At 35.9% G+C, this 24,157-nt stretch carries 22 protein-coding genes; 1 reads left to right on the plus strand and 21 read right to left on the minus strand.

The window, feature by feature from the left end:
- The first annotated feature begins 86 nt into the window (after positions 1-86).
- Positions 87-1,796, plus strand: coding sequence for a hypothetical protein (locus LA20249_RS04970; protein WP_057736889.1), 1,710 nt, complete (start codon positions 87-89; stop codon positions 1,794-1,796).
- A 69-nt stretch (positions 1,797-1,865) separates the two neighbouring features.
- Here LA20249_RS04970 and whiA read toward each other — a convergent pair whose 3' ends face one another.
- The 21 genes from whiA to LA20249_RS05070 all read right to left on the minus strand — a co-directional run bounded on the left by whiA (position 1,866) and on the right by LA20249_RS05070 (position 24,071).
- Positions 1,866-2,801, minus strand: coding sequence for a DNA-binding protein WhiA (gene whiA / locus LA20249_RS04975; protein WP_057736887.1), 936 nt, complete (start codon positions 2,799-2,801; stop codon positions 1,866-1,868).
- The gene (locus LA20249_RS04980) at positions 2,801-3,835 is read right to left on the minus strand and encodes a gluconeogenesis factor YvcK family protein (protein ID WP_057736885.1); all 1,035 of its coding nucleotides are present in this window, start codon (positions 3,833-3,835) and stop codon (positions 2,801-2,803) included. The genes whiA and LA20249_RS04980 overlap by 1 nt, the downstream gene beginning before the upstream one ends.
- Entirely contained in the window at positions 3,822-4,736 is a 915-nt protein-coding gene (gene rapZ, locus LA20249_RS04985) for an RNase adapter RapZ (protein ID WP_057736883.1), read from the minus strand. The genes LA20249_RS04980 and rapZ overlap by 14 nt, the downstream gene beginning before the upstream one ends.
- 154 nt (positions 4,737-4,890) lie before the next feature.
- Complete coding sequence (locus tag LA20249_RS04990; protein ID WP_057736882.1) at positions 4,891-5,601, minus strand: SDR family NAD(P)-dependent oxidoreductase; 711 nt, start codon at positions 5,599-5,601, stop codon at positions 4,891-4,893.
- 16 nt (positions 5,602-5,617) lie between these two features.
- Positions 5,618-8,467, minus strand: coding sequence for an excinuclease ABC subunit UvrA (gene uvrA, locus LA20249_RS04995; protein WP_057736880.1), 2,850 nt, complete (start codon positions 8,465-8,467; stop codon positions 5,618-5,620).
- Positions 8,468-8,472: 5 nt separating this feature from the next.
- Complete coding sequence (gene uvrB / locus LA20249_RS05000; RefSeq protein WP_057736878.1) at positions 8,473-10,479, minus strand: excinuclease ABC subunit UvrB; 2,007 nt, start codon at positions 10,477-10,479, stop codon at positions 8,473-8,475.
- A 124-nt stretch (positions 10,480-10,603) separates the two neighbouring features.
- A complete protein-coding gene (locus tag LA20249_RS05005) occupies positions 10,604-11,848 on the minus strand; it encodes an MFS transporter (protein ID WP_057736876.1) in 1,245 nt (414 codons plus the stop codon).
- A gap of 14 nt (positions 11,849-11,862) precedes the next feature.
- A complete protein-coding gene (locus LA20249_RS05010) occupies positions 11,863-13,155 on the minus strand; it encodes an alkaline phosphatase family protein (protein ID WP_057736875.1) in 1,293 nt (430 codons plus the stop codon).
- Between the two features lie 127 nt (positions 13,156-13,282).
- Positions 13,283-15,001: a phospho-sugar mutase gene (locus LA20249_RS05015; protein ID WP_057736873.1), complete on the minus strand. Its 1,719-nt coding sequence runs from the start codon at positions 14,999-15,001 to the stop codon at positions 13,283-13,285.
- A 132-nt stretch (positions 15,002-15,133) separates the two neighbouring features.
- The gene (locus tag LA20249_RS05020; RefSeq protein WP_057736870.1) at positions 15,134-15,388 is read right to left on the minus strand and encodes a helix-turn-helix domain-containing protein; all 255 of its coding nucleotides are present in this window, start codon (positions 15,386-15,388) and stop codon (positions 15,134-15,136) included.
- A gap of 178 nt (positions 15,389-15,566) precedes the next feature.
- Positions 15,567-16,508: a thioredoxin-disulfide reductase gene (gene trxB, locus LA20249_RS05025; protein ID WP_057736869.1), complete on the minus strand. Its 942-nt coding sequence runs from the start codon at positions 16,506-16,508 to the stop codon at positions 15,567-15,569.
- Between the two features lie 65 nt (positions 16,509-16,573).
- The gene (lgt, locus tag LA20249_RS05030; RefSeq protein WP_057736868.1) at positions 16,574-17,389 is read right to left on the minus strand and encodes a prolipoprotein diacylglyceryl transferase; all 816 of its coding nucleotides are present in this window, start codon (positions 17,387-17,389) and stop codon (positions 16,574-16,576) included.
- Positions 17,389-18,348, minus strand: a complete 960-nt coding sequence (hprK, locus tag LA20249_RS05035; protein ID WP_057736867.1) for an HPr(Ser) kinase/phosphatase — start codon at positions 18,346-18,348, stop codon at positions 17,389-17,391. Before hprK ends, lgt begins: the two co-directional genes overlap by 1 nt.
- A gap of 64 nt (positions 18,349-18,412) precedes the next feature.
- Entirely contained in the window at positions 18,413-18,778 is a 366-nt protein-coding gene (locus LA20249_RS05040; RefSeq protein WP_057736866.1) for a phage holin family protein, read from the minus strand.
- Between the two features lie 30 nt (positions 18,779-18,808).
- The gene (locus LA20249_RS05045; protein WP_057736865.1) at positions 18,809-19,060 is read right to left on the minus strand and encodes a PspC domain-containing protein; all 252 of its coding nucleotides are present in this window, start codon (positions 19,058-19,060) and stop codon (positions 18,809-18,811) included.
- A gap of 57 nt (positions 19,061-19,117) precedes the next feature.
- A complete protein-coding gene (phoU, locus tag LA20249_RS05050; RefSeq protein WP_057736864.1) occupies positions 19,118-19,798 on the minus strand; it encodes a phosphate signaling complex protein PhoU in 681 nt (226 codons plus the stop codon).
- An 11-nt stretch (positions 19,799-19,809) separates the two neighbouring features.
- Positions 19,810-20,574 (minus strand): phosphate ABC transporter ATP-binding protein PstB, encoded by a 765-nt coding sequence (gene pstB, locus LA20249_RS05055; RefSeq protein WP_101836870.1) that lies wholly within the window; start codon positions 20,572-20,574, stop codon positions 19,810-19,812.
- Between the two features lie 3 nt (positions 20,575-20,577).
- Positions 20,578-21,384, minus strand: a complete 807-nt coding sequence (pstB, locus tag LA20249_RS11730) for a phosphate ABC transporter ATP-binding protein PstB (protein ID WP_057736862.1) — start codon at positions 21,382-21,384, stop codon at positions 20,578-20,580.
- A 3-nt stretch (positions 21,385-21,387) separates the two neighbouring features.
- Entirely contained in the window at positions 21,388-22,275 is an 888-nt protein-coding gene (gene pstA, locus LA20249_RS11735) for a phosphate ABC transporter permease PstA (RefSeq protein WP_057736861.1), read from the minus strand.
- On the minus strand, positions 22,275-23,195 hold the full coding sequence (pstC, locus tag LA20249_RS05065) for a phosphate ABC transporter permease subunit PstC (protein WP_057736859.1): 921 nt from the start codon (positions 23,193-23,195) through the stop codon (positions 22,275-22,277). Before pstC ends, pstA begins: the two co-directional genes overlap by 1 nt.
- Complete coding sequence (locus tag LA20249_RS05070) at positions 23,196-24,071, minus strand: phosphate ABC transporter substrate-binding protein PstS family protein (RefSeq protein WP_057736857.1); 876 nt, start codon at positions 24,069-24,071, stop codon at positions 23,196-23,198.
- Positions 24,072-24,157 lie beyond the last annotated feature (86 nt).

Genomic DNA, 24,157 nt, shown 5'->3' on the forward strand with positions numbered 1-24,157 from the left:
TGGACTCTTTAGTCACTCTATTTTTTTGTCATAAATTATGAGGTACAATTAAATTCTGAATTACATTAATCATGGGGAGAATTATTTTGAATTTCAAAGAAAAATCTACTCGTAAAACAATCTTAATTGCCACCATCTTCTTTATCTTCCTCTTAGTTTGGACTCTTTGGCAATTTCATTTTAATTACATGGTAGCCTCATATGACACCATTTTTCACTCACAAAGAATCTATGAAATACGTCTAGCCTTTTTGAAACATCAATTACCAAGCTGGGTCAACTTCAATACTTTCTTTAACACAGGACAAGCTATTAATGGGATGTATCCAGACTACACACTCTGGCCCTTTGTTTGGATAACTAATTTTCTCACGCCGATCCATCAGATAATTGCGATTCGTTCGCTGATAGCGGGCGCAACTTTTATTGTAACTTTTCTATCCTTGAGAAAACGCTTCTATAGTCAAAATGCTATTTTAATGGCTAGTATCTTTGCCCTATCTGGCTCAGTTATCAAAGACCTCACGGGTGAAATGCAATCAGGTACTGCCATTATTATGATTTTCATCTTTCCAATCTTTTTTACGCTCAAAGAAATTGTTCAAAGTTATGAATTCAAACCTCAGTTAATTATCAAAACAGCCTTGTTGTTGACTATTGTTGCCAATTCACACTTGTTGAGTGCCGTTGTTTTGGGACTTGTAGCTGGAATTTGCTTAATTATTGAAACCATTGTTCATCGAAATTATTTTGCCTGGATCAACTTAATCTTGGCAGCAATTCTAACTTTAATTTTATGCTTACCAATAATTTATCGTGTCATCACAATTTCTAAATCAGGCTTATTGTCGCCTTTTGGTAAGGGAAACATCGTTAGTCTCTCACTTTGGGAATTGATTAAAAAGCCAACTTGGGATGCTAAGGCAACTATTTCAATCACCACTATTATTCTTTTAATAATCTCAATTCTAGGAATCCGAAAAGAAAATTTCCAACGCACTAGGCCTTGGTTCATTACAGAATTAATCCTAATAATTCTCTCAACAAATATTTTCCCTTGGAAATTATTCAATCATGTTCCAATTATCAACAATTTCCAATATGCCAATTGGCGCTTTGGTATATTTATTGGTGTCATTCCAGTTCTATTAGTTCTTTTGACCTTTAAAAAGAAGATTTTAACACCTATCTTATTAACAATGACCTTAATAAGCTTTTCAATGGCAACTTTTACAGCTATCCATAATCAATACTTTCACACTAACAAGGCGATCATTGTAACTGAATTTACTAAAACGCAGATTCCCCAAAACAAGTCCGTCAAGTTAACCTCAACTGGTATCAATAGTGATAAAATCATGCGTTCACTTCTGCCAGACTATGCTCCAAGTACTACCCCACTACAACCAGAAAGTGACGGAATGTTCCTCGATCAAAGTATTATTTATCCCTTAGCCAACCATCTTGGACAAGGCACTCAAAAAGATATTGCTTTAAGCCATAAAAGTACGCCTAATAGTATTAATTGGCAGCTTTCCAATGCTTCAAAGGGCAAAATATCTTTGCCAACTTATGCTTACAAGTCGCTTCACTATCATGTCACAATTAATAATCACGCGGTCCCTTGGACACTTAACAAGCAAAGCCTCTTTACTGTTCGAATTCCTAAGAACCTCGACAAAGCTAATATTAAAATACATTGGTTAATGCCTAAGGCTTACCTAATCTCACTTATCTGTGCAACAATTCTATATTTAGGACTACTGGTATTCTTGATAAAAACTAATTTTTCATAATAAAAGGCGACATCTATTCTGAGTATACACACTCTAATAGATGTCGCCTTTTGAATTTTAATTATTAATTTAAACTTTTTGAGCTTCTGCCAATTCATTCAATTTTCGTAAACGATGATTGATCCCTGATTTAGAAATTGGACCACTTGGCACCATCTCGCCTAACTCCTTGAGTGAAACTTCAGGATTTTCCAAACGTAAAGTTGCAATCTCCTGCAATTTATCTGGAAGTGTATCTAATCCAACTGTTGACTGCAAATGCTTAATATTTTCAATTTGACGTTCGGCTGCAGCCACAGTCTTATTAATATTAGCATTCTCACAATTGACTAAACGATTAACTGAGTTTCTCATGTCACGCACGATTCGAATGTCCTCAAATTTCAACATTGAATTAGTTGCACCGATCAACTGTAAGAAATCAGCAATTTTTTCAGCCTCTTTTAGATAAACGATATAACCACTCCGACGCTTAGTTGTTCTAGCATTCAAGTGGAAATAATTCATCATCTGAGCAATTCCCTCATTGTGGGTCTCATACAATGAATAGATTTCTAGATGATACCTTGAGGTCTCAGGATTATTAACACTACCCGTGGCTAAGAATGCTCCACGCAAATACGAGCGCATTCGTTGATCTTCATTTATAACTTCATCCGGCACATCAGTATTGATCGACAACCCTGATTCATCTAAAATATCTAAATCTGTCAAAACTCGATTAGTATCATATTTCAAACGTACTAAATATTGATTATTCTTTTTCAATTTCATCTTTTTGCGCACAATTAATTCTGATTCTATACCGTACTTTTGCTTGATCAAAGAGAAAATTCTTCTGGCAATAGCAGCATTTTCTGTCTGTGCAGTCAAGACGAATCGATGATTTTGTAAACTTAATGAACCATTCATCCTTAATAAGGCTGATAATTCTACTCGAGCATGTTCAGGATGAACGACTAATTTTGTGAGTTCTTGTTTGACCTCACTTGCATATGAAACCACTAACGTCTCACCTCATTTTTTCTATTACCAGATTGTAACGACAGATTGATGATCTCTCGTGCAACCTTTTTACCATCATGAAAAGCACCTTTGTCATGTAGCGACAAGAAATCATCTTGAATAACTTTACAACCCATTTCTCTTAAACCTTTAAAGTCCGTCTCTACTTGATTCACGTACTCATCGTACTTTTTATGATCCATATAATTCTTAGGAATATCTCTAGTATTGACTAAAACAGTATCAATAAAATTGCCGCCTAAGTGTCTGTTTAAAACTCTAACATGATCGGCATCGGTAAACCCTTCGGTCTCGCCAATTTGAGTCATGATATTGCAAATATAAACGACCTCAGCAGAAGTTTGCTTAACTGCCTCACCAATATCTTTAATCATCAAGTTTGGCAAAATACTAGTAAATAGACTACCAGGTCCTAAAACGACTACATCAGCTTGCATGATAGAAGCAATGACTGAAATAACTGATTTAGGCTCTCTATTTGGTTCGTCAGAATCGGTAACCCAAACTCGTTTGACATGCTTTCCCGAATGAGTAATTTCATGTTCTCCGGCTAACTTAGTTCCATCAGTGAACTCAGCGTGTAAAGTTAGTTTAGTGTTGCTAGCTGGATAGACATGACCATCTACTTTCATCATTTCAGATAGTTCTTGAACGGCATCAAAAATATTAGGTGACATTTCATTTAAAGCAGCAATAATTAAATTTCCCAGCGCATGGCCAGAGAAGAAATCATCATTACTTCTGAAACGATATTGGAAAACGTCTAAATCTACCTGTGGCAAATCAGACAAAGATGCCAAGACGTTTCTGATATCCCCAGGAGGGACAACGTTAATATAATCACGAATAATACCGGATGATCCCCCATCATCGGCAACTGTAACAATTGCGGTTATATTAGCATCCATCTTTCTTAAACTATTTAATACAACTGGTAAACCAGTTCCCCCACCTATAACTACAACTTTTGGACGACGTCCCTTAACGACTCGAACTATCCTATTTGCTGCCATCTTCGATTACCTTCTTTTGAGATTTTTCCATGTCACGATGAGTTACGTCAACGTAGTACTTTTTCTTAAGGTCAGCACCTAAACGTTGAGCAATTGCTACAGAACGATGTTGACCACCAGTACAACCAATAGCAATTGTTAAACTAGTCTTACCTTCATTTTTATATCCGGGCACAATATCCTTCAATAAATCATAAAATTTATCATAAAAATTCTTGGTTTGCGGATCATCCATAACATAGTCGTAAACTGGTTTATCTATTCCGGTCTGCGTTTTAAGCTCTTTGATATAAAATGGATTTTTCAAGAACCTTACATCCATTACAATATCAGCATCAATCGGTAAGCCATATTTAAAGCCAAATGACATTACTTCAATATGGAACGTTGGTACTCCAGTTGATTCTTGAAAATTATCAAAGATTTCTTCACGCAATTGACGTGGAGTTAAATCAGTCGTATCAATTTCAACTGAAGCTCTTCCACGAATCTCTGCTAGAAGCTCTCGCTCTTTTTCAATTCCATCCAACAATCTACCTTCCATTGCTAAAGGATGGCTCCGACGAGTCTCTTTGTAGCGAGAAACCAACTCTTCATCTGAGGCATTCAAGAAAAGAATCTTCATATCAACTTTTTGATGTTTTTCTTGCTCGTCTTCATCAACTTGTGACAACATTGAAAAGATTTCATCGTAAAATGTACGTGATCTAATGTCGACAACCAAAGCTACTTTCTTAATTGTTCCGGACTCATGAACCAATTCCCAGAACTTAGGAAGCAAATTGGGTGGCATATTATCAATACAAAAATAACCTAAATCTTCAAAAGATTGCATGGCAACGGTCTTACCCGCACCACTCATTCCGGTTACTATTACTAAATTAAGCGTATCTTTCGCCATTTTGCACCTCACATTCTCTCTAAGCATACCATAACAATCCGGGCGTGTCAGTTTCTAGAATCAAATGCTTCGAATATTTTTCCCTATTTATTTGTAATTAAAAAAAGGCCACCTAATCCCATAAATTAATTTATGAAAATAGACGGTCTTATTTTTAAGGTAATTGAATATCAGAAATTTCAGCCAATCGTTGCAATAATTCATCTTGCAATTTAATATCATCGGCCCTTTGATCGTAGTGTGTTTCGTTATCATGATAAAAATACTTGCCACTAAAATCTGTATTATCTTCAACCAATTTTACTTGTGTCAAATAGCCTAATTTCAAGTCATCATTAGCACCATCTCCACCCATACGTGTTGGAACCCAACCTGGGTCAACTGCATTGGAGGGAATTTGCCACTTACGAGCAATTGCTTTTGTTAACAATAAAATCAAAAGTTTTGAAGCAGAATAATTAACTCCTGATTCAATCTTATCCATCGTAAAATGACTACCCAAATGCATTCCTGAAGATGTATAGATCAAGCTCTTGGGTTTAGTAATCAAGGCTGTCAAGACATATGGAGCCAAGACATTGACTTTGAAAATTGTCTTTTGATCATTTGAATAGACTCCAGCGTTGTGAATAATACTATCAAAAGTACCAAAGTCATTAACTTCTTGGGCAATATTTTTTAGATCTGTCATTGAGGACAAATCACCCACTACTATCCCTTTAGCACCTGGCAATTTCTGCATTACTGCTTGAGCTTTTTTTTCATTTCGTGCATGTAAAACAACTTCATTACCATCAGCAATCAATTTTTTAGCTTCAAGAAATCCTAGACCAGTAGTTGAACCGGTGATGAATACTTTTTTCAAATTATCATCTCCAAAATTATTGTGCGTCTTTAGTTCGTTTGGTATCACGTTCTAGAATTGGCTTCAAATATTGACCAGTATAGCTCTCCTTGATTTCGGCAATCTGTTCTGGAGTTCCAATACCGACAATATTTCCGCCGCCTTCGCCACCTTCAGGACCCAGGTCAATCAACCAATCGGCAGACTTAACAACATCCAAGTTATGTTCAATCACTAAGACCGTGTTGCCTTCATCAACTAAACGTTGCAAAACGCCTAGCAGACGTTTGATATCGTCAGTATGCAAGCCTGTTGTTGGTTCATCTAAAATATAGAAATTCTTACCATTAGATTTCTTATATAGTTCTGAGGCTAACTTCATTCTTTGAGCCTCACCACCAGATAATTGTGTGGCTGATTGTCCCAATGAGACATAACCTAAACCAACATCCTGAATCGTCTGTAACTTACGTTTGATCTTAGGAATATTGCTAAAGAAACCTAAAGCTTCAGATACCTTCATATCAAGAACTTGGGCAATATTCTTACCCTTGTAAGTTACTTCCAGAGTCTCTGAATTATAACGTGTGCCATGACAAACTTCACAAGGAACATAAACATCTGGCAAGAAATTCATTTCAATTTTAATAATTCCGTCTCCGTGACAGTTTTCACAGCGACCGCCTTTAATATTGAAAGAAAATCTTCCCTTCTTATAGCCTCGTAACTTGGCCTCATTAGTTTGAGCAAACAAATCTCTAATGTCGTCAAAAACACCTGTATAAGTAGCAGGATTACTTCTCGGAGTCCGACCAATTGGACTCTGATCAATAGCAATCATCTTTTCCAAGTTCTCATAGCCAGTAATCTTTTTGTATTTACCTGGCTTCTCAGAATTATGATTCATTTTCTGTGCCAAAGCACGTTTCAAAATCATGTTAACTAAAGTTGATTTACCAGATCCAGAAACTCCAGTAACAACAATAAATTTACCTAGAGGAAATTTCACATCTAATTTTTTCAAATTATTTTCAGCAGCACCAAACACCTTAACTGCTTTTCCGTTACCCTTACGACGTTTTAGTGGTACCGGTACAAACTTCTTTCCAGCTAAATATTGTCCAGTCAATGACTTAGGATTGTCTTCAACTTCTTTTGGAGTCCCTGCGGCCACGATTCGACCACCATTTTCACCAGCTCCAGGACCGACATCAATCAAATAATCAGCAGCTCGCATGGTATCTTCATCATGTTCAACAACAATCAACGTATTACCAAGATCACGCATTTTTTTCAATGATCTAATCAATCTATCATTATCACGTTGGTGCAACCCAATTGAAGGTTCATCCAGAATATACATAACCCCAGATAAATTAGAACCAATTTGTGTAGCCAGACGAATTCTTTGAGCCTCGCCACCAGATAAAGTCCCAGCTGATCGTGATAATGTTAAATATTCCAAACCAACATTAATTAAGAAAGCGAGCCGATCTTTGACTTCTTTCAAAATTGGCTTAGCAATAACGGTATTTTGTTCACCAAAAGTTACCGCTTTAAAAAATGGCAATTCATTTTTGATCGACATATCGGAAACTTCAGCAATATCTTGACCTGCAATCTTAACAGCTAAAGCTTTTCGATTCAATCTTTTACCATGACAAACTGGACATTTCAATTCAGTCATGTATTTACGCATGACCTCACGTGTAAAATCACTATTTGTCTCATGATAACGACGATCTATATTAGGAATTACTCCTTCGAATGGTACATCAACATCGCGGACCCCACCAAAATCATTCTCATAGTGAAAATGGAATGTCTTGCCATCAGAACCATTTAAAATTGTCTTTTGATCCTTTTTAGGTAATTTCTCGAAAGGTACGTTCATATCAATGCCAAATTCTTTACATGCTTGGGCCAGCATTTCTGGATAATATTGTGAACTAATCGGATTCCAAGGTTCAATTGCTCCCTCAGCCAAAGTCTTACTTTGATCAGGAATAACTAAATCTAAATCCACTTCTAGTTTGATTCCTAAACCATCACAGTTTTCACAGGCCCCAAAGGGAGCGTTGAAAGAAAATAGACGTGGTTCTAGTTCACCTACAGTGAATCCACAAATTGGACAAGCATTTTTTTCAGAGAAAACCATCATATCTGAGCCAATCACATCAACATTCATATAGCCATCAGATAATCTTAAAGCAGCCTCAACCGAATCGAACAAACGTGATTTAATATGATCATTAATAACAATTCGATCGACCACCACATCAATACTATGTTTCTTATTCTTATCTAGCTCAATGTCTTCACTGACATCACGAATTTCACCGTCAACTCTAATTCGAACATAACCTTGTTTCTTAATTTGATTCAAGGCTTTTTTGTGTTGTCCACGTTTTGATCTTACGACTGGTGAAAGAACTTGTAATTTAGTCCCTTCATCCAACTTTAAAATAGCATCAACCATCTGTTGAGCTGATTGACTCGTAATCTTAGTTCCGTCATTAGGACAAATTGGCGTCCCTACACGAGCCCAGAGTAAACGTAAATAATCATTGATCTCAGTAACCGTACCGACCGTTGAACGAGGGTTCTTCGAAGTAGTCTTTTGATCAATCGAAATAGCTGGGCTTAACCCATCAATCGAATCAACATCTGGTTTATCCATCTGTCCTAAAAATTGCCGTGCATAGGATGACAAACTTTCAACATAACGTCTTTGACCTTCAGCATAAAGCGTATCAAAAGCCAGTGAACTCTTACCAGAACCTGATAAACCAGTCATAACAACTAACTTATCACGAGGAATCGTCACATCAATATCTTTTAAATTATGTGCACGTGCACCATGAATAACAATTTTATCATTTAACATATTTATTACTTTTCCGCCTTTAATTCCAAAATCGTATCACGTAGATGGGCTGCAGCCTCAAAATCGAGTTTCTTAGCTGCTGCTTCCATCTGATCATTTAAGTTTTTAAGCAGTTCTTTTTGGTCTTTCTTACTCATATCCTTGAAGTCAATATCATCATCGATCTTCTCTGTTTCTGAAGATGAATTATCAACCTTTTGGAACATAGAAATAGCATCCCTGATAGGTTTAACAATCGTCTTAGGCATTACATGATGCTCTTCATTAAATTTCTCCTGAATCTCACGACGACGAGCAGTTGCATTAATTGCACCACGCATAGAATCAGTAATACTATCTGCATACATTATAACCTTACCGTGCTCATTTCTAGAAGCACGACCAATAATCTGAACTAATGATCTTTCTGCTCTCAGGAAACCTTCCTTATCAGCATCCAAAATAGCAATCAAAGATACTTCAGGTACATCAATACCCTCACGCAATAAGTTAATTCCAATTAAAACATCGAACTTGCCTAATCGAAGATCTCGAATAATCTTAGTACGTTCCAAAGTTTTAATATCACTGTGCAAATATCTAACTTTAATTCCCAAGTCTTTAAAGTAATCCGTCAGATCTTCAGCCATTTTCTTCGTTAAGGTCGTGACAAAGACACGTTCATGTTTAGCCACTCGATCGTTGATCTCAGCAACCAAATCATCAATTTGTCCCATAATAGGTCGAACCTCAATTTTAGGATCCAACAAACCAGTTGGACGAATAACTTGTTCAACTTTATGCGGTGTTCGATCTAATTCATATGGACCAGGAGTGGCTGACACATAGAGAATCCGATTAACATGTTTTTCAAATTCATCAATCTTTAATGGTCGATTATCCAAAGCGCTCGGCAAACGAAAACCATAATCAACTAGTTGTTGTTTTCTAGCACGATCTCCATTATACATTCCTCTAATCTGTGGCATAGTAACATGAGATTCATCAATCATGATATTAAAATCTTTAGGGAAGAAATCAAGCAGAGTAAATGGTGGCTCCCCTTCTGCACGTCCTTCCATATGACGTGAATAATTTTCAATTCCAGAAGTATAACCCATCTCACGCATCATTTCGATATCATACTCAGTTCTTTGCTTGATTCGTTGAGCTTCCAGTAATTTGCCTTCTTTAGTGAACTTTTCAACCTGTTGGTCCATCTCATTTTTAATTCTCTTCAAAGCTTCATCCATCTTGGAATCGCTGATCATAAAGTGAGTAGCTGGGAAAATTCCAATATGATCCATTTGACCTTTAACTTCTCCAGTCAAAGCATCCATCTCAATAATACGGTCGATTTCATCACCAAAAAATTCCACTCGAATAGCATTATCATCTCGTGAGGCTGGAAAAATATCGATCACATCGCCACGTACACGGAATCTTCCACGTTGAAAGTCGATGTCGTTTCGTTCAAATTGATTGTCGACTAATTCTTCTAACAACGTATCTCGAGCAATTTGTTGTCCAACACGTAGAGAAATGATACTGTCAGCGTATTCTCTTGGATCACCTAATCCAAAAATACAAGAAACCGAAGCTACAACAATAACATCGTTTCTCTCTAAAAGTGAACTAGTCGCGGAATGACGTAATTTATCAATTTCATCATTAATACTTGAGTCTTTTTCAATGTAGGTATCACTTGATGGCACATAAGCCTCAGGTTGGTAGTAATCATAGTAACTGACAAAATATTCGACAGCATTATTAGGAAAGAATTCCTTCATTTCACCATATAATTGACCAGCCAAAGTCTTATTATGAGAAATAATTAAAGTTGGCTTATTAAGATTTTTAATCACATTAGCCATAGTGAAGGTTTTACCAGTTCCAGTAGCACCTTCAAGGACCACTTCTTTGTCACCATCTTTGAAATCTTTAGTGATTTTATCAATTGCTTGAGCTTGATCTCCAGCAGGTGAATACTTAGAAACCAAATCAAATTTATTATCTTTTACTCTATCTATCACAGATTAACTTACCCCCTTAAGCTAAAAAAAACATCTAACTCTCGCACACGAATTAGATGTAATTAATGTCAGGCTTATATCGCTTGCTCTATATTACCATAGCGAACATATTTTCGCTATTTTTTTAATTTTCATTTGTTAGCTTTGGTAACATCAAGAAAATTATCAGTCCAACAAAGAATAAAATGCTCAATGAAGCGGCCCCAATTGTTGATTTACCAGTTATTTGTGTCACAATTCCCACCAAAACTGGTCCTAAGACGGCTGAGAATTTTCCTAAAATATTATAGAATCCAAAAAACTCACTACCGGATTTCTTAGGAATCAACTTGCCAAAGTAAGAACGACTCAATGCCTGAATTCCACCTTGACTAGTTCCCACCAGAACAGCTAAGATCCAAAAATCTATTGTCGTAGTTAATTTCAAAGCATACAAACAAATTCCCAAGTACAAAATTATCCCCAAAAGGATTCCTGCACGGGTGGAAAATTTATTGGCTAACCAGCCATATAAAATTGAAAATGGAAAGGCGACTAATTGTACAACTAATAGAACTAACATTAATGTTGTCGTATTAATTCCCATATCCATCCCAATTGAGGTAGCCATCGTAAAAATCGTGTCTACTCCATCAATATAGAAGAAATATGCTACCAAAAACCAGGCGGCTGCTTTATATTGACGTAGATGCGTAATGGTTGACCAGACACGTTTAAAACTAGAAACAACTGGATGAGGATTTTCTGGCAATGAATAAACTTGATGAACATTCTTTAACAGCGGTATGTAAAAAATTATCCACCAAATAGCTGCTAATAAGAAACTCCAGCGAGCCACTCCATAACTCGATAACATCCCAAAACCACTTGTTAATTGTAGAACTAAAAACAACACGAAGGCGAAAACTCCACCTAAATAACCGTAAGCATATCCATTTGAAGAAATGGCATCCATCTCTTTATTATCAGCTACATCAGTCAAAAAACTATCATAAAATAAATTTCCAGCTGAATAACCAATTATCGACAGGATATACACACCTATGAGTAATTGCCACTGATTTGGAGGGACAATTGCTAAACCTAAAGTCATGATAATCCCTAAAAACGCAAAATAATTCATTAATCTTTTCTTATGATGTGGATAATCCGCTAGAGCTCCCAAAACTGGGGCCAAAATTGAAACTAAAAGTGTTCCAAAACTATTGGCATAACCCCAAAAGGCGGTAGCGTTGGAAGCTGATACACCGGAAGCTTGCGCAACTGATTTAAAATAAACTGGCAAAACCGCTGTCGTAACAATAATTCCATATCCAGAATTAGCCCAGTCATAAAGGATCCAACTCCACTGTTTTTTATTAAACCGCATAAATTCCCTCTATTCTAATCATTAAATACATCCTCAATACAATTGCCAGCAATTGGACGATCAAACTTCAATCCCAGTAATTTGGCAAAGGTCGGAGCCTCATCTACTAAATTAGCAGCTTCAACCGTCTGATTTTTCTTAATCATTGGTCCATTGAAAATCAAAGTTGTCTTGTAACCAGGTTTGTCTGGATGATAACCGTGAACACCCTCATAACGATCACTATCACCCATCATAGTCAACAAGACTTCTTCTACAACGTTTGGACGATCACTTTCATCTGTAAAGTAATAACCAGCCTTAGCTTCAACCATCAGTGTACAGTTTGGATCAGCTCCCATAGTGGCAGCCTCCTTTGAAGAATAAATCTTTTCCACACCTTCAACACTGCCAATCAAATCTTTTAATCGCTTCAATTGTTCAAAGTTTCTCGTATAAATATACGTACAACCATCACAAGTTTTGGCCATAACAGACCAATTTTTTTTGAAAGTCTGATCAGGCTTTGCTTGAAGCCAACCTCGCTTAGCAAATAATGTGTTTAAATGGATCATTTTATTCACATTAATTTGATAATGATCACCTAAAATAACAAAATTAGTATCCTCAAAAGTGCCAGCTTCTTTGGTTGCATCAATTACTTGTTTAACATGTTCGTCTAAACGATGCAAAGCTTTTAAAGCATCCTCAGATCTAACCCCATAACGATGACGCATACTGTCCATATCAACTAAATGCAACAGTGTCAGATTAGGTTTCTTGTTCTTAATCGTATCTACCGCACAAGCAGTAATAAAATCATCTAGTTGTGGCTGTTTAATACCGTTACGCAATTTACCATATTTTTTATCCATTTCTAAAATAAATAATGGTGAACTAGCCTTCAACGAGACTAAAACTTGGTTGGTCCAAATCCGATTAGGAAAAATCTCCGCTAAATTATAAGTGATCTTACTACCAGCAGTTACTGGCCATAAGAAAGCTGCCGTTTTTAAACCCTTCCTATGAGCTAGATCATACAATGTGGTTGATTTGACATCTTTTTGATACCAATACCAATCAGGCGAACGACGCTCCGGTTGAATTTTAGTATTATTAACGATTCCATGGACGCTTGGATATTGTCCCGTAATGATCGTGGTATGTGATGGGTAAGTCAAAGTCGGATAAATTCCTTGAACCTTTTTTACCCAAGTTCCCCCCTGGACCAGCTTATTCAAAGTTGGTAACTCTTCACGATGTTCATCAATATCTCTAAATCCTAGAGAATCGAGTGAAATAATAATTAAATGTTGATTGGTTGCCAATTATCTCTCCTCTTTTCAAAAACTACATGAAAATATTATATCGCAGTTGTGAAATACTTGTAACGAAACAAAAAGATAGAGACAAAAGTTCGACTTTGTCTCTATCTTATTTAATTCATTAAACTAGTTATTCCCAGCCTTCAATCTCCTTAGCAAAGGTAGCTAATTTTTGAGCAGCACCATCTTCGGTGTCACCCTTAACACCAACATAAAACTTCAATTTTGGCTCAGTACCTGAAGGTCTAGCAGCAATCCATGTATCGTCTTCCAAGATATACTTCAAAACATTAGCCTTAGGCAAACCAGTTTCTTTAGTACCTGCAGCAGTAGTATCAGTATCCTTAAGATAATCAATTGATTCTACAACTTTAACGCCGTTGACTTCATCAATTCCTTCTTCACGAAGTGTCTTCATAATTTGAGCCATCTGATCTTTTCCAGAGATACCTTCAAACGTCTTAGAAATGGTCTTTTCACGATAGTAACCAAATTCTTTATAAAGATCCTCTAAAGCATCATAAATGGTCTTTCCTTGAGATTCATAATAAGCAGCTGCCTCTGCTAAAAGTAAAGTAGATTGCATGGCATCCTTATCACGAACAAATGGCTTTACAAGATAACCGTAACTCTCTTCAAAACCAAAGAGAAATTCATTACTACCTGTTTTTTCAAATTGCTCAATTTTTTCAGCAATGTATTTAAAACCAGTCAAAACATTAAACATCTTAATATTATATTTATCAGCAATAGCAGTTGCCAATTCAGATGAAACAATCGACTTAACTACAGCACCATTAGCTGGCAATGCATTCAAGCCTTTTTTGGCTTGTAACAAATAATTTAGTAAAACAGATGCGATTTGATTACCTGTCATCAATTTATATGATCCATCTGGTTGTCTAACTGCGGCGCCTAAACGATCAGCATCAGGATCAGTTGCAATTAGAATATTAGCACCAATTTTTTTACCACGTTCAATTGCCAAATCAAATGTTTGAGCAAATTCTGGATTTGGAAATGGAGTTGTTGCAAATTCAGGGTCCAAAATAGCCTGCTCAGTTACCATATTGAAGTTTTTAAAACCTAATTTTTGGAAAATCCTTGGGGCAATCATTTTACCGGTACCGTGAAGTGGTGAATAAACAAATTTCATCTTATCACCAATATTATTGATTAAATCACGGTTTACAATAACAGTCTCCAAGTTCTTCATATAGTTCAAATCAACGTCTTCACCAATCAAAGTCAGAAGCTTCTCAGCTCGTAATTTAGTAACTGGTTTTACCTTAATAGCAAATAAATCATCAGCTTTTCTTGCAAAACTAGTAATATTATCTGACTCAGCTGGTGGCATTTGTCCGCCGTCTGGTCCATAAATTTTAAAACCATTATATTGTTTAGGATTATGGCTAGCTGTAATCATAATTCCAGCATAAGTAGGAATACTTCTTACAGCAAAAGATAATTCTGGAGTTGGTCTTAAGCTATCGAATACATAACTATGAATTCCGTGAGCTCCTAAAACCTTAGCTGACTCATAAGCAAAATCTTGTGAGTAATAACGTGAATCGTAACTGATTGCTACACCTTGTGCTTTTACTTTATCATCTAAAGTATCCATAAATGAAGCTAAACCTTCAGTGGCCTGACGAACAGTATAAATATTCATCCGATTGATACCAGGTCCAATCAAGCCCCTCATTCCAGCAGTACCAAATTCCATTGGTTGGTAGAATGCTTCTTCAGCAACTTTTTGATCATCTTTCATCTCTTCAAGTTGCTCTTTCATATCTGGATCTAAATCCTTATAGTCGAGCCATTTTTGCATATTATCTTGCCAAGACATTAACTTTGTCCTCCTAATTTGTAAGTACTTACAATCATTATATCAATTATAGAGTACTATTTATATTTGATTACGCAACTTTACCAACAAAATTTTAAAATATCCTTAAAATTACGTCCCCAAAATATCAAATTAGTCGAAATTATTACTAATGATTCTGTTTATATCCGTATCATAGTATTTGGCCAAAGCAATTAGAGTATCAATATCTGGCATCCTAATCCCGGTTTCATAATGAGATAACGTTGTAACGTCAATATTTAAACAGCTTGCTACTTCTTTTTGAGTTACATTTTTATTCTTTCTTAAAACCTTTAGATTACTAGCAATATTAAAGCCAGATTCATTCATTAATTGATTTATTTTTTTATCTACCACTTCACGCATAAGAATCACTTCCTGTCTTTTACGTATAGTATATGTTTAAACATGTACATATTCAATTCATATTCTGATAATATTTCTTTCAACAATTAGTGAATTATTATTACGTAAAGGTAGAAAAAAAGATTATGAAATGGACATATTGTCCACTCCATAATCTTGATCATTTGTTTAATCTATTTTATTTAGCTGCAACTTTTTCATCAGCAATCTCTTGAATATAATTGTAAGCTTGTTGACCAGCTATACCGCCTTCACCGACAGCCGTAGCTACTTGACGAAGATCTTTCTTACGAACATCTCCAACAGCGAAGATACCAGGGATCTTTGTTTCCATATGTTCATTTGTATCAATCCAACCATCTTCATCAAGAACGCCTAAATCCTTGAATGGTTCTGTCATTGGCTTGATACCAACATAGATGAAAGCACCCTTTGCAGGAACGACATGCTCGTCGCCGGTCTTTTTGTCAATATATCTAACGCCGGAAACTTTATCATCGTCACTCATGATTTCTTTGACATCAGCATTCCAAACAAATTTAATTTTATCATTCTTGAATGCACGATCTTGTAAAATCTTTTGGGCACGTAATTGATCACGACGGTGAATAATTGTTACTGACTTGGCTAATTGTGTTAGATAAATTCCCTCTTCAACAGCGGAATCTCCACCACCGATTACGGCAACATCTTGACCTTTAAAGAAGGCACCATCACAAACGGCACAGTAGGAAACACCACGTCCTGACATTTCATTTTCTCCAGGAACGCCAATCTTCTTATATTGTGAACCAGTTGCAATGATTAATGCTTTAGCTTCATAATCACCATCATCAGTATGAATAATCTTAACATTACCCTTATCTTCAACTGATTGGACAGCACCGTATCCAAAATCAGCACCAAATTGTGTTGAGGATTTATACATCTTCTCACTCAAATCTGGTCCTAAAATTGATTCAAAGCCAGGATAATTTTCAATCGCAGCGGTGTTGTTCATTTGTCCACCGTAAATACCACGATCAAGAATCATTACTGATAAATTAGCGCGTGAAGCATATAGAGCAGCAGTTAAACCACCAGGACCTGCTCCAATAATTACTACATCATATGATTTCATCGTCGAATTACCTCCTATTACTTATCAAATCTTACCATTTATTTTTTAATTAGCAATTAGATTGCTCACAACTCATTATACCAAGGATCATCTAATTTCTTTCGACGATAGATGAATAATCCAATTGCTGCAAAGAATAACAACAATGATAACACTTGCGAAACTCTCACTCCAGGCAAAATATATAAACTATCTGTCCGCATTCCTTCCACAAAAAATCTCACAGCTGGATACCAAATTAAATAAGTCAAAAAGACTTCTCCGCGTTTTAAAAGGTGCTTTCGGTTTCTTAAAATTAAAATTAAGATTAATCCAATCAAATTACCTAAAGACTCGTATAAAAATGTTGGTTGTCGATAAGCACCATTAATATACATCTGCTCAATTATAAAATGTGGCAAATGTAGTGATTGTAAAAAGTCTAAAGTCGTTTTAGCGCCAAAGGCTTCTTGATTCATAAAGTTGCCCCAACGACCAACGATTTGTCCCAATAGAACCGATGGTGCAGCAATATCCAACATCAGCCAAGGTGAAATATTTCGTTTCTTGCATAGAACTAATAAAACAATAAAAGCGGCAATCAATCCACCATAAATGGCAATCCCACCATGCCATACCTTGATTATTTCACCAGGATTTGCCAAATAGAATGGCAATTCGAAAATAACGTAATACAATCGTGCCCCTACTAATGCGATTGGAACACCGTACAAGACTAAATCAAGAATATTATCAGGATCCAAATGTCTTCTCTTGGCTTCTCTCATAGCCATAATTACTCCAACCAAAGCTCCTAAAGCAATAATTACACCATACCAATGTATCTCTAAGCCACCCAAATTTAGAGCAATGGGATTTAATGCTAACAAACTAAAGTTCATTACTTACCTTCTTTATCATTCTTTGTTTTTTCTTCATTTTCCTTAATTAATAGGCCTAAATTATCCTCAAACTTCTTAGTTGCGTCGTAACCCATCTTTTTAGCACGATAATTCATCGCTGCTACTTCAATGATAATAGAAATATTTCGACCAACCTTAACTGGTACCGTAATCTGTGGCACATCCACATCAAAGAAAGTCCGACTATCTTCCAGAGTTCCAATACGATCATAATTTTTATCAGCTGACCAATTTTCAAGATTGATTATCAACTGGATCTCACTTTGAGAACGTACCGCACCAGCACCAAAAAGGTTCATTACATCAATAATTCCAATGCCACGAATTTCCAGCAAGTGATTCAAAATTTTAGGTGCTTCACCAACAATCGTCTTTTCATCACGTTGATAAACATCGACACGATCATCAGCAATTAAACGATGACCTCGCTTTATCAATTCCAAAGCTGTCTCACTTTTACCGATTCCAGAATGACCTGTCAACAAGATTCCTATTCCATAAACATCAACTAAAACGCCATGAATAGATTCTCTAGGTGCTAATTGTTCATCTAAGTATTCAGTGATCATACTTGAAAGGCGTGTCGTTGGTAGTTCTGAACCAATAACTGGAACATTATGCTCTTTAGCTGCTTTCAATAATTCCTTACTGGGTTGAATATTTCTTGATATCAATAAAACGGGTGTATCTTCGCGACATAATTCCAACATAACTTTATATCTATTATTAGAAGTCATCGACCGTGAATATGACGTCTCTGTTTGACCAAACAATTGGATTCGTTCACTTGGATAGTAGTCAAAATATCCCGTTAGTTCAATTCCAGGACGAGAAATATCAGTTGTGATGACCTTCTTCTCTTTTAATAATTCTTCTCCAGCATAAACTTTCAATTCGTTATCTTTTACCATTTGATATACTGTAACAAAATTTGTCATTGCTAACCCCCACTGATTTTATATTTATAATAATTTTATCATTTTAAAAACAAAAAAACGCGCACTAGACGCGTCTTTGAAAATTATTCATCGTATAACTGTTGATAATCGAGTTGCAAATTGCTAAAATGACTGCCACAACTAGGGCTGAACCAAAGCCATTAAAGCTAAAGCTTGTCGAACCGACTAATGATGACGTCAGTTCCAAAGTGATTGCATTTATAACAAAAGAAAACAATCCAAAAGTTATAAACGTAATTGGTAACGAAATAATATGTAACAGAGGTTTAATAGTCCAGTTTAAAATAACTAGTACAATACTAGCAATAATAGCTGTAGCTAAACTGTCCACTCGAAACATATTCGGCAATAAACGCGCAATTGCTAAAAACAAAAGCGTTTGTATTGCCACTTTTATTAGTAACTTCATTTCATACCCTCATTAATAGTCAATTTTAAATCAGTAATATTTTTTGGCAGACTTTAATCTACGGCTTCGCTTATTAAAATCAGTTTCTTGAATATTACGCTTTTCTGGAAACCAAAAGACACAAATAACATAAACCAAGACTGGTAGAAAATAAGTGAATGGTAGTAGAAAAATAAAAGCAAGGCGAATCCAAATTGGATCAATTCCAAAGTGAGCACCTAGACCACCACATACACCAGCTAACATCCGATTAGTACTTGATCTTGTGATTCTCTCTTTCATACAACTTCACCTCGACTTGTCCAAAAAATATACTACATATTCATAAAAATATCAATATTACTCATCAATATCAGGAATATGCTTCCGATTCAGTTCTACCACATGTCCGGTATTCAAGTAAACAACCCACTCACAAATATTGGTTGCATAATCGCCAACTCGTTCCAGATAACTTGCCACCAACATATATGATGAACCACTTAAAACATTTTCGACCGTCTTTTGCATATCTTTGATACATAGCTCGTTAATCAGACCGCTCTTAGCATCTATTTCAATATCGCGGTGAGCAACCTCTTCAGCCATTTTGCTATCTTTTTTCAAGTATGCTTCCAATGAATCTTCAACAATACTTGTACTCATATCACCCATCTCAGCAATTAATTTCTCAATTTCGGGAATTCTCGTTTCACCCTTAACCCTAATTGTTTCCTGAGCAATACTAACTGCATGATCGCCCATTCTTTCTAAATCAGAACTTGCTTTTAAAACCGTTACAATCATTCTCAAATCAGATGTTACCGGTTGTTGTAAAGCAATCATTTCAAAAGATTCCTTTTCGAGATCCATCTCTCTTTTATTAATCACATGGTCATTTCTGATGACCTCTTTGGCAAGAGCCTTATCATGATCAATATATGCCTTAACGGATTTCATAATAGCTTCGCTAGCCATCATACCCATTTCTGAGAATCGCAAATGTAAGTTATTTAATTGTTCTTCGAAAGTAGTGCGCATCGTTTTTTCTCCTAACCGAATTTTCCTGAAATATAATCTTCAGTTTGTTTTTCTTTTGGATTTAAGAAGATATTCTTTGTCTTATCCATCTCAATCAATTCCCCATTCAGGAAGAAAGCAGTTTGATCGGATATTCTCGAAGCCTGTTGCATATTATGTGTAACGGTAACGATAGTATAATCCTCACGTAACGCCAACATCGTATCTTCAACTTTAGCTGACGATATTGGATCCAAAGCTGACGTTGGTTCATCTAATAAAATAATATCAGGTTTCACTGCTAAAACTCTAGCAATACAAACTCTTTGTTGTTGTCCACCAGATAATGACAAAGCACTTTGATGCAGCTTATCTTTCACATCATCCCAAACAGCCGCATTTTTTAAACTAGTTTCTGCAGCTTCGTCCAAAGTAGCCTTATCTTTAATTCCAGCTAATCTCAACCCATAGATAACATTATCATAAATAGAAAATGGGAACGGATTTGGCTGTTGGAAAACCATTCCAACCTGTTTTCTTAACGATACTGTATCAATATTAGGAGCATAAATATTTTTACCATTTAATGAAATGGTCCCCGTAATTGTAACATCAGGAATTAAATCGTTCATTCGGTTCAAACATCTTAAATAAGTTGATTTCCCACAACCTGAGGGTCCAATCAGAGCTGTGATCTCATTTTTATTGAAGTCAAGATTAATTCCCTTTAATGCTTCTTTTTTACCATAAAATAAATGTACATCAGAAGATGTTAAAATTTTTTCTGCCAATTTTATCTCCTATCCAAAATGTCCTGAAACATAGTCCTCAGTTATTTTAATCTTAGGACGTGTGAATATTTTTCTAGTTTCATTAAATTCCACCGCATGTCCCAAGTGGAAAAAAGCAGTGTAATCGCTAATTCTAGCAGCCTGTTGCATATTATGCGTCACAATAATAATTGTATAGTTATCTTTCAAATTCAACATTGTCTCTTCAACGTTAGACGTAGAAATTGGATCTAACGCACTAGCTGGCTCATCCATTAACAATATATCCGGCTTCATTGCAATAGCTCTAGCAATACATAAACGTTGTTGTTGACCACCTGAAAGAGCTAACGCACTTTTATTTAAATCATCTTTAACTTGATCCCATAATGAAGCCTGCTTTAATGTTGTTTCAACTATTTCGTCTAATTTTTTCTTATCATGAAGTCCATGACGTTTTAGAGCAAAAGTAATATTATCATAGATTGACTTAGAAAACGGATTAGGACGTTGAAATACCATACCAATATGTTTTCTCACCTCGTAAATATCAACATTATTTTTGTTAATATCGAGACCACGATACATAATCTTACCTTTAACACTAGCACCTTCAACGTTATCATTCATCCGATTCAAAGATCTAAGAAACGTTGATTTACCAGAACCAGAAGCACCAATAAGTGAAGTGATCTTGTATCTTTCAAATTGAAGTGAAGCTTTATGCATTGCTTCCTTTTCACCGTAAAATACTTGTAGATCCTCTGTTTTTATTGCAATTTCATGTTTATCTTCATCCAAATGAAGGATGTATTGTTGATCATTTTGTTCCGTCATATATTATTTACCCGTCATCTTTTTGTAAACTAAATTCCCAATATATCTTGAAAGAAGGTTAAAAATCAAAACAGCTATAATCAATACCGCTGAGGCACCAGCTGAGACCTGAACGGCATCTGGAATCAAACCTTCAGAGTTAACCTTCCAAATATGAACTGCCAAAGTTTCCGCTGGACGCATCAAATTCAAGGGACTCGTAATACTGAAAACGTTGAAATTGGTAAAATCTAATGGTGGAGCACTTTGACCAGCCGTATAAATTAAAGCAGCAGCTTCACCAAAAACTCTACCAGCACCGATAATCATACCAGTAATGATTCCTGGCAAACCATCAGGGATGATAACGTGAATGACTGTTTCCCATTTTGAAAGTCCTAAAGCTAATCCTGCTTCACGTTGTGACTGTGAAACTGAGCGTAAAGAATCTTCAACATTTCTAGTCAGTATGGGCAAATTAAAAACTGTCAACGTTAATGCCCCGGAAAGAATGGAAAATCCAAATTTGAAACTAATTACGAATATCAAAAAACCAAACAATCCCACAACAATTGATGGCAAAGAACTCAAAACTTCGATGGAAACTCGAATCAATTCCACCAGCTTATTTTTACCCGCATATTCAGATAAATAAATTCCCGCTGCAATAGAAATAGGAATTGAAATCAGCATTGATAAAATTAATAGGAAAAATGAATTAAATAACTGTATTCCAACACCACTTCCAGCTTGAAAAGCTTTTGAACCTGAAGTTAAGAAATGCCAATTAACATAGCGTAATCCACTACCTAGGATATACAGTAGTAATCCTGCCAGGATCAAAACAATGACCCCTGACATGAAATAAATCACGCCTGTAGCGATTTTATCTTTTGTTTTTTCATTGAACATTAGAACTCACCCCGCTTAGCAATGGTTCTAATCACAAAGTTGAACAACAATGACATTAACAATAACAATAGTGCCAATGACCAAAGAGCGTTATTAGATGTAGATCCCATAATGGTATTACCCATATTCATAGTTAAAACACTGGTTAATGTAGAAGATGGAGATACTAAATTCTGTGGTAAAAGCATGGCATTACCAATAACCATCTGTACTGCTAAAGCTTCACCAAAAGCTCTTGACATACCAAAGACAACTGCCGTCAAAATACCGGGTGTGGCCGAGCGTAAAACAACTTTATAAATTGTTTGCCATCTTGTAGCACCTAATGCTAAAGAAGCTTCACGGTAATATCTAGGAACTGATTTCAAAGCATCCACAGACATGGATGTAATTGTTGGCAAAATCATTACAAATAGAACAAATGAGCCTGCTAAGATACCAAATCCACTTCCCCCAGCAATTTTTCGAACAAAAGGAACCACGATAGTCAATCCAATGAAACCATAAACAACTGAAGGAATACCAACTAGTAATTCAATAACTGGTTGTAAAATTTTTCTTCCCCAAGTTGGTGAAATCTCAGTCATAAAAATTGCGGCAGCTATTGCAAACGGTGTCCCTATCAATGCCGCAATCAATGTGACTGAAAATGAGCCGACAATCATTGGTGCAGCACCAACGATAGGGTGTCCTGCACTATCTAATTTATTTGGCGCCCAAACTGAATGAGTCAAGAAATCAATTGGGTTAACGCCATCTTTGATAAAAATAATGACCCCTCTTGACGCAATAAAGCCAATAATTGTAACAACTAGTAAAACAATAATGGCAGTAAAACTGAAAGAAATTATCTTACCTCGAGTTTCCCTTTTAGCCGAAACAGACTTTTTAGTTAAACTTTCCCTAATTGGATCTTTCAATTACTTTACCCCCTTGGAAACGGGCGTAACATTGCCCTTATAATCCTTTTGATACTTCATTTCTTTAATAGGTACATAGTTCATTTTTTTAACAACATTTTCCTGCACGTGATCCGTCATAATGAAATCAAGGAAATCCTTTGTCATCCCTGTTGGATTACCTTTAGTGTACAAATGCTCATAAGACCAGATTTTCCATTTATTATTTTCAATATTTTCAACGGTTGGCTTAACATTATCTATTTCGACAGTCTTAACCGAATCATTCAAGTATGGCATAGCTAAATAACTAATTGAGCCATCAGTGTTATTGACGATTTGTCTAACCATCCCACTGGAATCTTGTTCTTGTGAACGAACGAATGGGGTACCATTCATTACATCACTTTCAAATGATGAACGAGTACCACTACCGTCAGCTCGATTAATAATTGTAATTGGTAAGTCTCGTCCACCAACTTGTTTCCAGTTCTTTACTTGACCTGAAAAAATTTGTCTTAATTGTTTAATGGTCAACGACTTCACTCTTACCTTTTTATTGACCACGGGGACCATTCCTACTGCAGCAATACGATGATCAACTAACTTACTAGCATCAATATCTTTTTTTTGCTCAGCATATAGATCGGAATTACCGATGTTAACTGCGCCTTGTTGAATCTGGCTCAATCCTGTTCCAGTTCCCCCACCTTGGACATTCACATATTCATTAGGGTTATCCTTAGTAAATTCTTCCCCGGCAAGTTCAACTAATGGTTGAGCAGCTGACGATCCAACTGCTGTAATAGTTTTTTGGCTTCCGCTGCCTTTGCAACCACTTAAAATAAAAATACTTGATAATACGATTGCAAATAATGCGACAAGTCTCTTTTTCAATGTTCTCACCTCTATCGGATTAGGATAATACATTTATGTATATTTTTTGTATAAAAACCATCCTGAAAACAAATTATTTTAGTTTC

The organism is Companilactobacillus alimentarius DSM 20249 (genome assembly GCF_002849895.1).
Taxonomy (GTDB): domain Bacteria; phylum Bacillota; class Bacilli; order Lactobacillales; family Lactobacillaceae; genus Companilactobacillus; species Companilactobacillus alimentarius.

Coding starts and splice junctions, on each gene's coding strand:
- LA20249_RS04980 (WP_057736885.1), bottom strand. CDS start 3,835: ATGGCAGCAAATAGGATAGTTCGAGTCGTTAAGGGACGTCGTCCAAAA.
- rapZ (WP_057736883.1), bottom strand. CDS start 4,736: ATGGCGAAAGATACGCTTAATTTAGTAATAGTAACCGGAATGAGTGGT.
- uvrA (WP_057736880.1), bottom strand. CDS start 8,467: ATGTTAAATGATAAAATTGTTATTCATGGTGCACGTGCACATAATTTA.
- LA20249_RS05005 (WP_057736876.1), bottom strand. CDS start 11,848: ATGCGGTTTAATAAAAAACAGTGGAGTTGGATCCTTTATGACTGGGCT.
- LA20249_RS05015 (WP_057736873.1), bottom strand. CDS start 15,001: ATGTCTTGGCAAGATAATATGCAAAAATGGCTCGACTATAAGGATTTA.
- LA20249_RS05020 (WP_057736870.1), bottom strand. CDS start 15,388: ATGCGTGAAGTGGTAGATAAAAAAATAAATCAATTAATGAATGAATCT.
- trxB (WP_057736869.1), bottom strand. CDS start 16,508: ATGAAATCATATGATGTAGTAATTATTGGAGCAGGTCCTGGTGGTTTA.
- lgt (WP_057736868.1), bottom strand. CDS start 17,389: ATGAACTTTAGTTTGTTAGCATTAAATCCCATTGCTCTAAATTTGGGT.
- hprK (WP_057736867.1), bottom strand. CDS start 18,348: ATGACAAATTTTGTTACAGTATATCAAATGGTAAAAGATAACGAATTG.
- LA20249_RS05040 (WP_057736866.1), bottom strand. CDS start 18,778: ATGAAGTTACTAATAAAAGTGGCAATACAAACGCTTTTGTTTTTAGCA.
- LA20249_RS05045 (WP_057736865.1), bottom strand. CDS start 19,060: ATGAAAGAGAGAATCACAAGATCAAGTACTAATCGGATGTTAGCTGGT.
- phoU (WP_057736864.1), bottom strand. CDS start 19,798: ATGCGCACTACTTTCGAAGAACAATTAAATAACTTACATTTGCGATTC.
- pstB (WP_057736862.1), bottom strand. CDS start 21,384: ATGACGGAACAAAATGATCAACAATACATCCTTCATTTGGATGAAGAT.
- pstA (WP_057736861.1), bottom strand. CDS start 22,275: ATGTTCAATGAAAAAACAAAAGATAAAATCGCTACAGGCGTGATTTAT.